Source organism: Niallia sp. HCP3S3_B10 (genome assembly GCF_052064465.1).
Lineage (GTDB): Bacteria > Bacillota > Bacilli > Bacillales > Cytobacillaceae > Niallia > Niallia hominis.
The window spans coordinates 78,864-93,821 of sequence record NZ_JBQHVO010000006.1 but is presented as its reverse complement, the minus strand read 5'-3'; the positions used below and the strand labels follow the sequence as shown (position 1 = coordinate 93,821).

17 protein-coding genes are annotated in these 14,958 nt (G+C 35.7%); all 17 read left to right on the top strand.

Going from position 1 to position 14,958, the window contains the following annotated elements:
• Positions 1–11: 11 nt before the first annotated feature.
• The 17 genes from hslU to fliL all read left to right on the top strand — a co-directional run bounded on the left by hslU (position 12) and on the right by fliL (position 14,930).
• Entirely contained in the window at positions 12–1,421 is a 1,410-nt protein-coding gene (gene hslU / locus ACTNDN_RS05325) for an HslU--HslV peptidase ATPase subunit (protein WP_441130827.1), read from the top strand.
• A 95-nt stretch (positions 1,422–1,516) separates the two neighbouring features.
• Complete coding sequence (codY, locus tag ACTNDN_RS05320; RefSeq protein ID WP_031534473.1) at positions 1,517–2,299, top strand: GTP-sensing pleiotropic transcriptional regulator CodY; 783 nt, start codon at positions 1,517–1,519, stop codon at positions 2,297–2,299.
• A 474-nt stretch (positions 2,300–2,773) separates the two neighbouring features.
• Positions 2,774–3,154, top strand: a complete 381-nt coding sequence (gene flgB, locus ACTNDN_RS05315) for a flagellar basal body rod protein FlgB (RefSeq protein WP_441130826.1) — start codon at positions 2,774–2,776, stop codon at positions 3,152–3,154.
• Positions 3,155–3,156: 2 nt separating this feature from the next.
• A complete protein-coding gene (gene flgC / locus ACTNDN_RS05310; protein ID WP_441130825.1) occupies positions 3,157–3,609 on the top strand; it encodes a flagellar basal body rod protein FlgC in 453 nt (150 codons plus the stop codon).
• A 20-nt stretch (positions 3,610–3,629) separates the two neighbouring features.
• Complete coding sequence (fliE, locus tag ACTNDN_RS05305) at positions 3,630–3,938, top strand: flagellar hook-basal body complex protein FliE (RefSeq protein ID WP_441130824.1); 309 nt, start codon at positions 3,630–3,632, stop codon at positions 3,936–3,938.
• A 184-nt stretch (positions 3,939–4,122) separates the two neighbouring features.
• Positions 4,123–5,709, top strand: a complete 1,587-nt coding sequence (gene fliF / locus ACTNDN_RS05300; protein WP_441130823.1) for a flagellar basal-body MS-ring/collar protein FliF — start codon at positions 4,123–4,125, stop codon at positions 5,707–5,709.
• A 13-nt stretch (positions 5,710–5,722) separates the two neighbouring features.
• Positions 5,723–6,739: a flagellar motor switch protein FliG gene (gene fliG / locus ACTNDN_RS05295; RefSeq protein WP_031534483.1), complete on the top strand. Its 1,017-nt coding sequence runs from the start codon at positions 5,723–5,725 to the stop codon at positions 6,737–6,739.
• Positions 6,732–7,496, top strand: a complete 765-nt coding sequence (gene fliH / locus ACTNDN_RS05290) for a flagellar assembly protein FliH (protein WP_031534484.1) — start codon at positions 6,732–6,734, stop codon at positions 7,494–7,496. The genes fliG and fliH overlap by 8 nt, the downstream gene beginning before the upstream one ends.
• The gene (fliI, locus tag ACTNDN_RS05285; protein WP_031534485.1) at positions 7,493–8,809 is read left to right on the top strand and encodes a flagellar protein export ATPase FliI; all 1,317 of its coding nucleotides are present in this window, start codon (positions 7,493–7,495) and stop codon (positions 8,807–8,809) included. Before fliH ends, fliI begins: the two co-directional genes overlap by 4 nt.
• 3 nt (positions 8,810–8,812) lie before the next feature.
• The gene (fliJ, locus tag ACTNDN_RS05280; RefSeq protein ID WP_031534486.1) at positions 8,813–9,265 is read left to right on the top strand and encodes a flagellar export protein FliJ; all 453 of its coding nucleotides are present in this window, start codon (positions 8,813–8,815) and stop codon (positions 9,263–9,265) included.
• Entirely contained in the window at positions 9,266–9,862 is a 597-nt protein-coding gene (locus tag ACTNDN_RS05275; RefSeq protein WP_031534488.1) for a MotE family protein, read from the top strand.
• Positions 9,863–9,896: 34 nt separating this feature from the next.
• Positions 9,897–12,209 carry a flagellar hook-length control protein FliK gene (locus ACTNDN_RS05270; RefSeq protein WP_441130822.1) on the top strand — a complete coding sequence of 771 codons (2,313 nt, stop codon included), beginning with the start codon at positions 9,897–9,899 and terminating at the stop codon, positions 12,207–12,209.
• 15 nt (positions 12,210–12,224) lie between these two features.
• Positions 12,225–12,863, top strand: coding sequence for a flagellar hook assembly protein FlgD (flgD, locus tag ACTNDN_RS05265; RefSeq protein WP_441130821.1), 639 nt, complete (start codon positions 12,225–12,227; stop codon positions 12,861–12,863).
• An 11-nt stretch (positions 12,864–12,874) separates the two neighbouring features.
• Positions 12,875–13,276, top strand: coding sequence for a TIGR02530 family flagellar biosynthesis protein (locus ACTNDN_RS05260; RefSeq protein WP_031534494.1), 402 nt, complete (start codon positions 12,875–12,877; stop codon positions 13,274–13,276).
• A gap of 77 nt (positions 13,277–13,353) precedes the next feature.
• The gene (gene flgG / locus ACTNDN_RS05255) at positions 13,354–14,238 is read left to right on the top strand and encodes a flagellar basal body rod protein FlgG (protein WP_031534496.1); all 885 of its coding nucleotides are present in this window, start codon (positions 13,354–13,356) and stop codon (positions 14,236–14,238) included.
• A gap of 52 nt (positions 14,239–14,290) precedes the next feature.
• On the top strand, positions 14,291–14,512 hold the full coding sequence (locus ACTNDN_RS05250; protein ID WP_031534498.1) for a flagellar FlbD family protein: 222 nt from the start codon (positions 14,291–14,293) through the stop codon (positions 14,510–14,512).
• On the top strand, positions 14,502–14,930 hold the full coding sequence (fliL, locus tag ACTNDN_RS05245) for a flagellar basal body-associated protein FliL (RefSeq protein WP_031534500.1): 429 nt from the start codon (positions 14,502–14,504) through the stop codon (positions 14,928–14,930). The genes ACTNDN_RS05250 and fliL overlap by 11 nt, the downstream gene beginning before the upstream one ends.
• Positions 14,931–14,958 lie beyond the last annotated feature (28 nt).

The window sequence follows — 14,958 nt, the reverse complement described above, 5'->3', positions numbered from 1 at the left end:
GGATTTTTAATATGCAAAAAAGTGCTAGTTTAACACCTCGTCAAATAGTAGAGCGCCTTGATCAATATATTGTTGGACAAAAGGATGCCAAAAAAGCGGTTGCTGTTGCTTTAAGAAACCGTTTTCGCAGAAGCTTGCTGGATGAAAAGCTTAGAGATGAAATCAATCCAAAAAATATTTTAATGATGGGGCCAACTGGTGTCGGCAAAACAGAAATAGCAAGAAGGATTGCTAAGATTGTTAACGCGCCATTTGTTAAAGTAGAAGCAACTAAGTTTACGGAAGTAGGTTATGTCGGACGTGATGTAGAATCAATGGTTCGTGATCTTGTTGAAACATCTGTACGCTTAGTGAGAGAAGAAAAGATGTTTCAAGTTAGAGAGAGAGCAGAAGTTGCTGCAAATAATCGACTTGTTGAATTATTGGTTCCTTCTGCTGCAAAGAAAACCTCGAACTACAAGAATCCTTTGGAAATGCTTTTTGGCGGTGGAGCTACAGATACAGACGAAGAAGAGTCAACTGTGGAAGAAACTAGTAAGTCAGAAAAAAGAAAAATAGTAAAAGAAAAGCTTGCCTTAGGCGAACTAGAAGACGAAGTAGTAACGGTAGAAGTAGAAGAACAACAGCCTTCTATGTTTGATATGCTTCAAGGTTCTGGCATAGAGCAAATGGGAATGAATATGCAGGATGCCTTAAGTAGTTTTATGCCGAAGAAAAAGAAAAAGCGCAAATTAACGGTTAGAGAAGCAAGAAGCGTTTTAACAAACGAAGAAGCGCAAAAACTAATCGATATGGACGAGGTTACACAGGATGCTCTCGTTCGTGCAGAACAAATGGGTATAATCTTTATCGATGAAATCGATAAGATTGCTAGCAAGTCAAATGGCAGTTCTTCAGCGGATGTTTCAAGAGAAGGTGTGCAGCGAGACATTTTACCTGTAGTGGAAGGATCGACAGTCGTAACAAAATACGGTTCGGTTAAAACGGATCATGTCTTATTTATTGCTGCAGGTGCTTTCCATATGTCTAAGCCATCTGATTTAATCACAGAATTACAAGGAAGATTTCCGATTCGTGTTGAGCTTACGAAACTAACAGTAGATGATTTCTATCGTATACTTGTGGAGCCAGACAATGCATTGATTAAGCAATATCAAGCATTATTGCAAACAGAAGGTATAGAAATTGAATTTTCTGACGAAGCTATTCGTAAGATAGCTGAAGTAGCTTATGAAGTAAATCAAAATACAGATAATATCGGTGCGCGTAGACTTCATACAATTCTAGAAAAACTATTAGAAGACTTGTCTTTCGAAGCACCAGAAATAACAATGGAAAAAATAACGATTACTCCGAAGTATGTGGAGGAGAAGTTAGGAGCCATCTCAAGAAATAAAGATTTAAGTCAATTTATACTATAATTTTGTAGAACTAAAATATACTCCTGAAAAGGTAACGGTATAAGTAGACATAGATTATTTCAAGTGTTGGTTTGAGTTAACAGGAGGAATATGAAATGGATTTATTAACGAAAACAAGAAAAATAAACGCAATGCTGCAAAGAGCTGCAGGTAAGCCAGTAAACTTTAAGGAAATGTCTGAAACGTTAAGTGACGTTATCGAAGCAAATATTTTCGTTGTGAGCAGAAGAGGGAAATTACTAGGGTTTGCAGTTAATCAGCAAATTGAAAATGATCGCATGAAAAAGATGCTTGAAGATCGCCAATTCCCAGAGGAATATACAAATAGCTTGTTTAACATTCAAACAACTTCAAGTAATTTAGAAATCGAAAGTGAGTATACTGCTTTCCCAGTTGAGAATAAAGAATTATTTGCGAAAGGTCTTACTACCATTGTACCTATTATCGGTGGTGGCGAAAGACTTGGAACATTAATTCTTGCAAGATTACAAGAACAATTCCATGATGATGATTTAATTCTTGCAGAATATGGTGCTACAGTAGTTGGAATGGAAATTCTTCGTGAAAAAGCAGAAGAAATCGAAGAAGAAGCAAGAAGCAAAGCTGTTGTTCAAATGGCGATCAGCTCTTTATCTTATAGTGAATTAGAAGCAATCGAGCATATTTTTGAAGAGTTAAATGGTAACGAAGGTTTATTAGTAGCTTCTAAAATTGCAGACCGTGTTGGTATTACAAGATCTGTGATTGTAAATGCATTGCGTAAATTAGAAAGTGCTGGCGTTATTGAGTCGCGTTCTTTAGGAATGAAAGGTACTTATATTAAAGTGCTAAATGACAAGTTCTTATTAGAGCTTGAGAAATTAAAAACAAATAAATAAAAAGTATCTATTGAATATTCATTAATAAAACAGATGACGATAAAAAACCTTTTCAAATCATTGGAAAGGTTTTTTTGCGTTATATGAGCAGGAAGAAAGATTAACATGTTGGTTCGATTATACTATTAGCTATCGTTCGACAAAAACTGCGGATTTTCCAATTATTTTTCATTTACATTACAGAGTAATAACATGTATATTTGTGTACATAGCCAATTAATCATATCGATTAGTAACTAATAACCATGAAAATAGTAACGGTAAAGGTTCGAAAAACACCAACTCATACCCGTTTTTAGGAATAATTATGTCAATTATGAACTAAAATAGGTAAAAAGCATCATTAAAATTATCCTCTTTTCCATAGACATATTATTGCAAATTCATTAAAATTAAATCTATCATGTAAAAAAACGTCACAAAAAAACAAAATTCAACAATTTTCTCAAAATTCGTTTCTCGAGGTGTAAAAAATTGAATCTTTTTTCTAATACAATAACAACCTTAGAAAATGCAATAAATTACTCCAATCAAAAGCAAAAGGTTATAGCACAAAATATAGCAAATGTAGATACACCAAACTATAAAGCGAAGACAGTGACTTTTAAAGATTCCTTATCTAGTGCTATGAATGCAAATGTCACAAATAGTAAGCATATTTCTTTTTCCGCTAGCAACGCTTCAACAGCAGTTGTTTCAAAAAATGGAGTTACTTATAATAACAGCGGTAATAGTGTGGACATGGATAAAGAAATGACCGATCTTGCGACAAACCAAATATATTACAATGCGTTAATTGATCGAATTAGTGGGAAATTTAGTTCACTTGAAAGTGTAATTAGAGGAGGGAAGTAAGCATGACTATTTTTAATAGTATAAACACTACTGCCTCTGCTTTAACTGCTCAACGGTTAAGAATGGATGTTATTTCTTCCAATATGGCAAACGTAGATACAACAAGAGGTAGATTAGTAAATGGCGAGTGGGAGCCTTACAAACGAAAACAAGTTGTTTTTCAAGAGCAAGATGGTTCGTTTGCTTCCCATTTGAATGCTGCAAGAGGAACAAGCTCAGATACAGGTTCAGGAGTTAAGGTATCTAAAATTGTAGAAGACGAAACACCATTTGAGATGGTTTATGATCCGGAAAATCCAGATTCGGATGAAAATGGGTATGTAAGTATGCCAAATGTAGATCCTTTGCGCGAAATGGTCGATTTAATGAGTGCTTCTAGGTCATATGAAGCCAATGTCACTGTTTTAAATGCTTCTAAGAGTATGTTAATGAAAACATTAGAAATCGGTAAATAAAGACGAATAGGAGAAATGAAATGGAACCTCTAAATTTTTCTGCAGTATCTTCTGCATTTCCATTAACAAATACTGCAACTAATAATAAATCATCTGTTGCAAATACACAAAAAAACTTTGCGTCCTTTTTAAAAGAATCCATTAACAGTGTGAACCAGGCACAAAATGAATCAGATGCGCTAACAAATAAGCTAGCAAGAGGAGAAAACGTCGATTTATCTCAAGTAATGATCGCATCTCAAAAGGCTAGCATCACGATGCAAGCTACAATGGAAATACGTAATAAAGCAGTAGAAGCTTATCAGGAAATAATGCGAATGTCAGTGTAATAGTAAGAATGTTTTCAATAAACGAAGTTGGAGGATAAGAGGTAACTCCCTTCCTCTCCGTAAAAAGCAAGTGTCCATGCGATTAATGGGCTTCGTTGAAAAAGAAACACTCATGAGAAAACTGATGACATAAAAAGATGGGCGGTTATTACCTAAACAAAATTACGGTAGCCGGGGGAAGAGAATGAAAGAGAATCTAAATAAAATATTTAATCCTTTAAAAGAGTATTGGCAAAGTCGTTCGAAAAAGCAAAAGACTGTGATAACAAGTAGCGGACTTTTGCTTCTTCTAGTTGTTATATTTTCAGTTTATTTTTTTACGAGAGTAACACTAGTGCCACTTTACAGTAATTTAACACCTTCAGAAACAGGAGCAATCAAAGAGAGTCTTGATAGTAGAGGTATAACTTCTGAAATTTCTAATGGGGGTACGGTTATTAGTGTTCCAGAAGAAGTAGTAGATACATTGAAAGTTGAACTTGCAGCAGAAGGAATACCGCAGTCAGGTAGCATAGACTACTCCTTTTTTAGCGAAAACGCAAGCTTTGGAATGACAGATAATGAATTTAATGTATTAAAATTAGATGCCCTGCAGACAGAAATCGCAAACCTAATAAAAGGTGTGGATGGGATTAATGACGCGAATGTTGTTATCACTTTACCAGAAGAAAGTGTATTCGTTTCTGATCAAGGAGGAGAAGCTACAGCCTCTATCGTGTTAAATACAAAATCAGGCTATAACTTCTCAGAAAATCAAATAAAAGGGTTATATACACTCGTGTCCAAAAGTGTACCAAACCTTCCTACAGATAATATCGTCATTACTAACCAAAACTTTGAGTATTTTGACTTAAATTCTTCGAATAATTCTGCCACAGATACTTTTACCGCGCAAAATAATGTGAAAAAACAAATTGAACGTGATATTCAAAGACAAGTACAAACCATGCTAGGGACGTTAATGGGGCAAGATAAGGTTGTTGTATCTGTTACTGCTGATATTGACTTTACCCAAGAAAACAGAGAAGAAAACCTAGTAACGCCTGTTGATGAAGAAAATATGGCAGGGATTGAAATAAGCGCTCAAAATATTACGGAAACATATACAGGTGAAAATGCTGCTAATGGCGGAGTTGTCCAGGCAGAAGACGAGACAGATACAACAACTTATAATTCAGAAACAGGATCCGGTAATGGGGACTATGAAAAAGTTGAACAAACCGTAAATAGTGAAGTAAATCGTATAAAAAAACAAATTGTTGAAAGTCCATATAAAATTCGTGATTTAGGTATACAAGTCATGGTAGAACCACCTGATGCTAATGATACTACTTCCTTACCACAGGAAAGCATTGATGATATTTCCAATATTTTAGGGACGATTGTTCGTACATCTATTGATAAAACGTCAACTGGTGGAGAACTTACAGATGAAGATATCCAAAGCAAGATTGCTGTGTCCGTTCAGCCGTTCAATGGAAAAATACAAGCAACAGAAGTAGTACAAACATCGATTCCTTGGTGGATTTATGCTGTTGGAGGAGCATTGCTTGCGATTATTATTCTATTAATCTTCTTATTTATGAATGCAAGAAAGAAAAAGAAACAAGAAGATGTGGAAGAAATTATTCAACCAGTTACTCCTGTTAAGGATATCAATGAAGAACAAGAAAATGAGGGGTCAATCAGAAGAAAGCAGCTTGAAAAAATGGCAAAAGAAAAACCAGAGGAATTTGCAAAATTACTACGTACATGGATAACAGAAGATTAAGGAGTGTTGTTAAATGGCAAGAAAAGAATCAAATGAATTATCCGGCAAGCAAAAGGCAGCCATTCTCCTTATATCATTAGGTCCTGATGTTGCAGCTTCGGTTTATAAACATTTAAGTGAGGATGAAATTGAACGATTATCACTTGAGATATCAGGAGTTAGAAAAGTGGAGAATACTTCTAAAGAAACGGTGTTAGAAGAATTTCATAATATTGCACTTGCTCAAGATTATATTTCTCAAGGCGGTATTGGATATGCAAAAACGGTGTTGGAGAAGGCTCTTGGAGAAGAACAAGCGTCTATCATCTTAAACAGATTAACTTCTTCTCTCCAAGTAAGACCTTTTGATTTTGCGAGAAAAGCCGATCCGAGCCAAATATTAAATTTTATTCAAAATGAACATCCACAGACAATTGCTCTTATCTTATCGTATTTGGATCCAACGCAAGCAGGGCAAATTCTATCTGAACTGCCACAGGAAGTACAAGCAGATATTGCCAGAAGAATTGCGGTAATGGATAGTACTTCACCAGAAATAATTAATGAAGTGGAACAAGTTTTAGAAAGAAAGCTATCTAGCACTGTTACACAAGACTATACACAAACGGGTGGCATTGAAGCTGTCGTTGAAGTGCTAAATGGAGTAGACAGAGCAACAGAACGGACGATTTTAGACGCGCTTGAAATTCAAGATCCAGAATTAGCAGAAGAAATTAAGAAGAGAATGTTTGTCTTTGAGGATATTGTTACATTGGATAACAGAGCAATCCAAAGAATTATTCGTGATTGTGAAAATGAAGATCTTATGCTTGCTCTTAAAGTTTCTGGAGATGAAGTGAAAGAGATTGTCTATAGCAATATGTCGACAAGAATGGCTGAATCCTTTAAAGAAGAAATGGAATTTATGGGGCCAGTTCGCTTAAAGGATGTAGAAGAAGCACAATCAAGAATTGTTGCAGTTATTAGACGACTTGAGGATGCTGGAGAAATTGTAGTTGCCCGCGGCGGAGGAGATGATATCATTGTCTAGGTTAATTAAGTCAAGATATTCCAATCCTGATGCTAAGAAAGAGAAACTAATTTCAATTAAGTATATAGATACCTTCGATTCTGACTTTGAACAATCAAGGGAAGTAACACAAACGGAATATAACAACATAATAGCTACTGCACAGAAAGAAGCAGAAGAAATAAAGAGACTCGCCTTAGCTGAAGCTGAACAAATAAGTCTTCAGCTTTCAGAAGAAAGGCAAAATTGGGAATTAGAAAAAGCACAATTAATAGAAAACGCGAAGCAAGACGGCTATCAGGCAGGATTTGAGACAGGTAAAAACGCTGGATACAAGGAAGCATATAGTTATATCCAACAAGCGAAGGATACTGTAATAGCATCCAAGACAGATTATGAAAAGTATCTACAATCTGCTGAAAGCACTATTTTAGAGCTAGCTATTGAAGTGGCAGGGAAAATAATGAACAACAAGATAAAGGAAGACGAGCAACATTTCATTCCTCTTGTCCAGCATGCCTTAAAAGAAGTAAGAAAACAAAGAGAAATACAATTACATGTTAACCCTATCCATTACGAAATGGTAGTAGCAGAAAAAGAGGAGCTGCTCCAATTATTTCCGATAAAGCCTAGTCTATTTATTTTTCCGGATGAATCAATGGAGGAAAATGGCTGTATCATTGAAACAGCAACTGGTCGTTTGGATGCTAGTGTAGATACACAATTACTCATGATTAAAGAAACACTACTTGAAATATTGGAGAGTGAGGAAGGATGAAAGCACAGGCTTTATTAAGCACCATTTCGTCCATTGACTCTTATAAGCAATATGGTCGTGTGAAAAAAGTAGTCGGATTAATGATAGAGTCACAAGGTCCAGAAAGCTCGATTGGGGATGTTTGCAATATTCATATTGGCACAAAGCATAAACGGATCATTAAAGCAGAAGTGGTCGGATTTAATGATGAAAATATTATTTTGATGCCATACACAACAGTTAATGATATTTCACCAGGGTGCCTAGTTGAAGCTTCTTCTGAGCCATTAGAAATAAAGGTTGGACCAGGATTAATCGGAATGGCTGTTGATGCATTAGGAGTGCCTTTAGATGGTTCGTTGCTGCCAAAAGGGTTAAAGTCTGTTCCAATTGATCAGGAGCCCCCTAACCCAATGACAAGACCACCTATATCTCAATCGATGGAAGTGGGTGTTCGATTAATTGATGGGCTACTAACGGTCGGAACTGGCCAAAGACTTGGGATTTTTGCAGGTAGTGGTGTCGGAAAAAGTACGTTATTAGGAATGATTGCACGAAATACAAAAGCAGATTTGAATGTTATTGCTTTAATTGGAGAACGTGGAAGAGAAGTACGTGAATTTATTGAACGTGATTTAGGACCAGAAGGTTTAAAAAGGTCGATTGTTGTCGTTGCGACATCTGATCAGCCAGCACTAATGAGAATAAAGGGTGCTTATACAGCTACAGCCATTGCAGAGTATTTTCGAGATAAGGGGTTAAACGTCATGCTGATGATGGATTCTGTTACACGGGTAGCAATGGCACAACGGGAAGTCGGTCTAGCTATTGGAGAACCACCAACTACGAAAGGGTATACCCCTTCTGTATTTGCGATACTGCCTAAGCTTTTAGAACGAACAGGGACAAATGAATATGGTAGTATAACAGCCTTTTATACCGTATTAGTTGATGGGGATGATATGAATGAACCAATCGCAGATACGGTGCGTGGAATCTTGGATGGGCATTATGTCTTAGATCGGGCGCTTGCGAATAAAGGACAATATCCAGCCGTCAATGTCCTGAAGAGTGTTAGTCGGGTAATGAATCATATAGTGCCCAAAGAACATGTGAAAGCTGCAGAGCGATTGCGGGAGCTTCTTAGTACCTATATGAATTCCGAAGATTTAATCAATATAGGTGCTTATAAGAAAGGTTCTTCTAAAGAAATCGATACGGCAATTCGATTGTATCCAAGTATTCTATCTTATATAAAGCAGGCTACAGATGAGAAGGTTTCAATTGAGGAAAGCCTCCATTCCTTATTAACTTTAATTGGAACTGAGGGATAAAAGATGAGTTATCAATTTAAATTTGAAAAAATCTTAACTATTCGAGAAAGAGAAAAAGAAGAAGCTAGCTCGGCTTATAATCAATCAGTAACTAGATTTGAAGAGGCTGCTGAAAAATTGTATGAGCTATTAAAAAGAAAAGAAGAGCTAGAAGCATATCAAGCTGACAAAATGGCGACAGGTTTATCTGTTCAAGAAATTAGACATCACCAGCAATTTGTGGGCAATTTAACAAAAACTATCGAACATGCACAAAAAATGGTGCAAAATGCACGAAATTCGATGGTTTATTTTCAAGAAAAAATGCTAGAAAAAAATATCGAAGTCAAAAAATTTGTGAAGATAAAAGAAAAAGATCATTCCAATTATTTAGCGTTAGAAAAAGCAGAAGAGGCAAAACAAATGGACGATATTTCGCTTCAACAATATATGCAACATGAAAAGGTGGGTGGTTAAATGGAAAACTCATGGGAAGAAAAAAAGAAGCCATTTAATTTTTTCCAGCGTTTTCTTATGGTTGCTATCATTCCAAGCCTGTTTGCAGTCATTGTCCTTGTGTTATTGCTCATGTATTCGGGAGCAGATATTGCAGAAAAGGGAAAAGAGTTACTAAATACGATTCCTTTTCTAAATGAAGAAAAAAAGTCGACGGATAAATTGCTAGAAAATAATAAAAATACGATTGTCTCCTTACAAACAAAGCTGGAAGAACGGGAAGAGCAAATAAAATCGTTAGAGTCCCAGTTAGAAAACAGTGAAAATAGAATTCAATCTGTCAATTCGGAAAAAGAAAAATTACAGAGTGAGCTAACTTCTCTTCAGTCTGCTCAAGAAGAAACAAAAAAGGCAGTTGCTGAAATTGTGAAGACATATGATACAATGTCGCCTAAAAATGCTGCGGCCATCTTGTCAGAAATGAGTGAAAGCGAAGCATTGAAAATTTTGGCAGAGCTTAAACCAGCAAAACTTGCGTCGATATTAGAGAAAATGGAACCATCCATTGCTTCAAAATATACGGAGCTTTTAGCCGCTAATACAACGGTAAATCCTTAAGTAAAAGGTTTTCGACTTGAAAGGGGGTGAAAAATTGCAGCTAGGAATGATTAATTCATTGAGAAAAATGGAATTAGCAAGTGGTAGTCAAGGAATACCAAGCGAAAAAATAGATGGACAGTTTATGTTAATGTTAAATGCCCTAAAAACAAGACCTCCACAAAATGAGTCCAGTCAAAAGGACGGACAAGCAAAAGAGGGCATAAATCAGCTATTAGACATACTATCTAGTTCAGCGGATGTAAGCCTTATGTCAAATAGGGAAGATAAATTGGAGGCAGAAGCAGTAAGCTTTTCGACAGAAGATGATCAGCTTTCATTAAATCTGAAACATTTAGTTACCACTTATCATTCTTTTTCGGATAGGGAAGAAACGCTTGATTTAGATGTATCGAATCTGGATTCCATTTTAACAAATACATTTGCTAATCTAGAAAGCAAAATCACTCAGGTTTTAAAGAACGAAACGAATACGAAGATTGCCCCAGATATGTTTAATCAAACAGAATTACCGGTTTTACTTTCGGATTTAAAACAGCTTGAGCATACAGCGAATAATCTGCCTGATATTTCGGTTAATGAAAAAATTTCGGAAACGGTACAAGATTTACAGGGGTTAATCGTTTCTATAACCAAATTCATCGAATCAAATGAATCAACGAAAAAAAATGTGGAAAAGGATACTAATCTTAAAGCAGGATATTCATTTACCAATGAAAATAATTTTATCGTTGGATATAATAAGCTGTCTTCCACAAAAATCACCGTGCAAAAAGCAGATAAAGAGCAAGCAATAGAAGTGAAACAAGAAGATACGGATGCTATTTTGAGTGAAGCTGATCCAAGTAGTTTTATGTTTTCAAATCCTGAGAAGCTTGAAGTGGAGATAGAAGCTCCAACATCAGAAATATTACAATCATCTGTGAAGAAACTTGAACATAAGTCTGAGACAAATGTTTCTGAGAATTCAATTGGGAAAAATGAAGATATTAGGAATTTTAGCCCTACTGAACAGCCAAGTGGTCGTATGAATAAACAAATGGTTGATCAAGCGAATATTAACCCTCGAGTGAAGAATACAGATACAAATCATGCGCATGAAGGAAATCATCTAGTTCAAATGAATGGAAAACAAGATTATGCAGAAGGATATCAAGAGGGATTAATCCTACCAACTGATCAAAATAATCAAAATAGCGTATCCAAAGTAAATAATGCAGTAGAATCTCTAGTTAAGGAAACAACGATAGCAGCTGAGAGCACTGGTGAAATGATTTCGAAAGCTCCAACTCCTAATACAGTGATAGATAGGACGAAAGATAATCCTTTGTGGATCGCAATTAATCCAAATAATGGATTAGAAAATCAAAAAGAAAACAGCCAATCTATAAAAAATAGTTTGCTTGATTCCAATTCAGAAGAAACAGCAACATCCTTTAACGAAGCAGAATTAATGGCTAGTAAGGAAAATGGGGAAAACGTAAAAAGATTTTCGACTATGGATTCAAAGCTGTTAGCAATACAAAATCGTGTATTGTTAGAAACTAGATATGCGGTTGGAAAAGAAGCAAATACAACGAAGCAAAAGATCGATACTTTGCAATCAACCCAATCGAATCTTTTTCAAGGAGATAATCGCCTTACAGAAGCAACAACGGAGCTTAAATCGATTATTTCTTCTATTCTATCCAAGCTAGATAAACAACCAGAAGGAAAGAGTGCAACAGTTGTTCAAAAAATCATGAATCCGATAATGGTAAGCTCCTTACGAAAAACAGGAGACATAATCTTACCATATGTAGGAATGAAGGAAGCAGTTGAAGTAAGTCAGGAAGATGCAAACACGAATGTGCTTCCATCTATGCAAAATTCCTATATAAAACAACATCCGTTTGTATTGTTAACAGACACAGGGAAAATGGCACAGCCAAAAGATGTCGAGGAACAGTTTACTAAACTATTAGCAAATAGTACGTTTACAAAAGTCGGCGATATGCAAAAGCTCTCCATTCGTCTTGCGCCAGATCATTTAGGATCAATTCGAATCGAAATTACGCAAAATGAGGGCAATATGATAGCTAGAATTATTACCACAAATGCTGAGGCAAAAGAAGCTTTAGATAAACAGCTTACTAGCTTAAAGCATGGATTTACTGCACAAAATTTGCAAGTGGATAAACTGGACATCGTTGTCTCTACTCCACCACAGGAGAAACTGCAAAAAGAGCAACAGCAGCAACAAGAACAGCAACAATCTCAATCACAAAGAGAGAAGAAAGATGCTGATGAAGATGAGAAAAATCGAAAATCTTCTTTTTTTGATGAACTATTAAATATGGAAATATAGAGGAGCAAGTAAAAGATGGCAAATACAATTAATGATTCTTCTCTTTATTTATCAGACTATCAGAAATCAAATAATTCTACTGGCAGTTCGTCTTTAGGAAAAGATGATTTCTTGAAAATTTTGATTACTCAATTGCAAAACCAAGACCCAACTAGTCCGATGGATGATAAAGAGTTTATCGCACAGATGGCTCAATTCTCAAGCTTAGAACAAATGCAAAATTTGAATACATCTATGACAAACTTAATTTCCCTGCAAACACAGTCCAATTTAATTTCTTATGGACAATTTATGGGGCAAGATGTGAATTGGAGCAAGGTAGAAACCGATGACGAAGGGAATAGTATGACAACTTCTGGAGTAGGAAAAGTAAGCTCCATTGCTTATACAGAAGATAGCGTCGTATTTACACTAGAAGATGGAACACAAGTTACTCCAGCAAATATATCGAGCATGAGTTCAAGCTCTTCAGAAAACAATCTAGTACTAGCAAGCCAGTTAATTGGAAAAACGGTTTCTTATTCCAATGAAAATAAGGAAGAAGTGAGTAGCAAAGTTCAGTCTGTATCTTTAAAAAATGGACAAATACTACTAACATTAGATGATGAGGCGGGGAGCCAAATTACCTCAGGACAAATTACAAAAATTGAATAGGAAGTGATTAGATGGATAAGCCTATTTATCCCTCCATAAAATCACAAGCTGCTATTAAAAATGGTATTGAGGCGATTAAATCCAAGTCAACTGTGCATAAAGCACAAAATCTCACATCGTTTTCGACTCATTTCCATCAGTCCATTTCATCCTTAAATACGCTGAATATTAGTAAACATGCAAACGAGAGACTTCAGCAACGGGGGATTGAAATAGATGATGCCAAATGGAAGGCGATAGAAGAAAAAGTTACCCAAGCAAAGAAAATGGGAATAAAAGAATCACTCGTACTTTTAAATAATGCCGCATTAATCGTAAGCGCAAAAAACAATACGGTAATTACAGCAATGGATCGTGACGAAGCGACAGATCAAATTTTCACTAATATAAATGGAACAATCATTATGAATTAAAAAAAGGCTGGACCAAAAATGGAGGCCAAAAGCTGCTGAGTGATAGAGGCAGTTCATTCGAAGGGAGATAATTATACATGTTACGTTCATTATATTCAGGAATCAGTGGAATGAAAAACTTTCAAACAAAATTAGATGTTACTGGTAATAATATCGCAAACGTAAATACGTATGGATTTAAAAAAGGTCGTGTGACGTTTAGTGATTTAATAAGTCAAACAACAGCATCTGCAACTGCACCGTCAGCAACAACAGGGGGGATTAATGCAAAACAGGTTGGGCTAGGTGCACAAATTGCTTCTGTCGATACATTGCATACTCAAGGTAGCATGCAGACAACGGGTAGAATATTAGACTTAGCTATTTCAGGAGATGGTTATTTTGTATTAAGATCACCAGGCTCTACTACAGATTACTATACAAGAGCTGGTAATTTCTACTTGGATGGAGATCGTAATATTGTGGCGACAAATGGTATGGTGTTACAAGTAGAAAATGGAATTACCGATGTTACAGTTACTACAGATGAAGATGGTAATACAGATACAACAGTAGAGAGAGCTGGGGAAAATACTACATCGGGAACAAAAATTCCTGAAACTGCACAAAGTTATAGTATATCTGCAGATGGAAAAATCAGTTATGTTGATGAAAATGGTGAGACTCAAGAAGCTGGACAAATTGTCATGGCGAAAGTAGCAAACCCAGAAGGTTTAACGAAATCTGGAGCAAATTTATATCAAGCTTCTAATAACTCAGGTGATTTAGCTACTGGTGGACTTGTAACATCTGGTGTTGCTGGAACAGGTTCCATTAACAGTGGATTCCTTGAAATGTCGAACGTTGACCTATCAGAAGAATTCACAGATATGATTGTTTCTCAAAGAGGATTTCAAGCAAACACTAAAATTATTACAACTTCTGATGAAATTCTTCAAGAACTAGTTAACTTAAAACGATAATTTTAATTGGAGGGGAAGAGGCTTTCCGTTAGGTTAGCCTCGCATATAAAAAATGATACATTTAACTCGACTAAACGGGAAAAAGTTTTTATTAAATGCTTTATTTATTGAAACAGTCGAATCCTTTCCTGATACAACTATTACTTTAACAAATGGAAATAAATTTGTTGTTAAAGAAAGGGAAGAGGAAGTTTTAGAGAAAATGAATCATTTTTTTCAAAAGGTGAACCTCTTCGGATTACCACATGTGGGAGAGAAGGACGATGAAGAATAATAAAGTTATTATTACAATGCTTGTTTTATTACTAGTCATAACACTAGCCGGAGCTGGAGCATTCATTTATATTTGGAAATTCACTGGCGATGAGAAGGACAAAGAACCTTCGATTGAAGAAATCTTGGAATCCTCTGTTGAAATGGAAGAAATTACGACGAACTTAGCATCCGATAATTTCATTAGAATATCCTTTACGATTCAGACAGATAGTAAGAAGGCGAAGGAAGAACTAGAAAAACGGGACTTCCAAGTGAAAAATATTATTATTCAAGAGCTATCTGAGAAAACTACAGAAGACTTAAAAGGAAAAAAAGGACAAATTCAATTAGAGAACGATCTCAAGGATAAGATTAACGAACTGATGCAAGAAGGCAAGGTAGTCCAAGTTTATATTGTAAACTCTCTACTCCAATAAAATAAAAGAGAAAAAGATGGAGGTGAGT

What these genes read in the sequence shown, in the direction of transcription:
- ACTNDN_RS05260 (WP_031534494.1), top strand. Translation starts at nt 12,875, where the DNA reads ATGGATAAGCCTATTTATCCCTCCATAAAATCACAAGCTGCTATTAAA.
- fliI (WP_031534485.1), top strand. Translation starts at nt 7,493, where the DNA reads ATGAAAGCACAGGCTTTATTAAGCACCATTTCGTCCATTGACTCTTAT.
- hslU (WP_441130827.1), top strand. Translation starts at nt 12, where the DNA reads ATGCAAAAAAGTGCTAGTTTAACACCTCGTCAAATAGTAGAGCGCCTT.
- flgG (WP_031534496.1), top strand. Translation starts at nt 13,354, where the DNA reads ATGTTACGTTCATTATATTCAGGAATCAGTGGAATGAAAAACTTTCAA.
- ACTNDN_RS05250 (WP_031534498.1), top strand. Translation starts at nt 14,291, where the DNA reads ATGATACATTTAACTCGACTAAACGGGAAAAAGTTTTTATTAAATGCT.
- fliF (WP_441130823.1), top strand. Translation starts at nt 4,123, where the DNA reads ATGAAAGAGAATCTAAATAAAATATTTAATCCTTTAAAAGAGTATTGG.
- fliJ (WP_031534486.1), top strand. Translation starts at nt 8,813, where the DNA reads ATGAGTTATCAATTTAAATTTGAAAAAATCTTAACTATTCGAGAAAGA.
- codY (WP_031534473.1), top strand. Translation starts at nt 1,517, where the DNA reads ATGGATTTATTAACGAAAACAAGAAAAATAAACGCAATGCTGCAAAGA.
- ACTNDN_RS05275 (WP_031534488.1), top strand. Translation starts at nt 9,266, where the DNA reads ATGGAAAACTCATGGGAAGAAAAAAAGAAGCCATTTAATTTTTTCCAG.
- flgD (WP_441130821.1), top strand. Translation starts at nt 12,225, where the DNA reads ATGGCAAATACAATTAATGATTCTTCTCTTTATTTATCAGACTATCAG.
- flgC (WP_441130825.1), top strand. Translation starts at nt 3,157, where the DNA reads ATGACTATTTTTAATAGTATAAACACTACTGCCTCTGCTTTAACTGCT.
- fliG (WP_031534483.1), top strand. Translation starts at nt 5,723, where the DNA reads ATGGCAAGAAAAGAATCAAATGAATTATCCGGCAAGCAAAAGGCAGCC.
- fliE (WP_441130824.1), top strand. Translation starts at nt 3,630, where the DNA reads ATGGAACCTCTAAATTTTTCTGCAGTATCTTCTGCATTTCCATTAACA.
- fliL (WP_031534500.1), top strand. Translation starts at nt 14,502, where the DNA reads ATGAAGAATAATAAAGTTATTATTACAATGCTTGTTTTATTACTAGTC.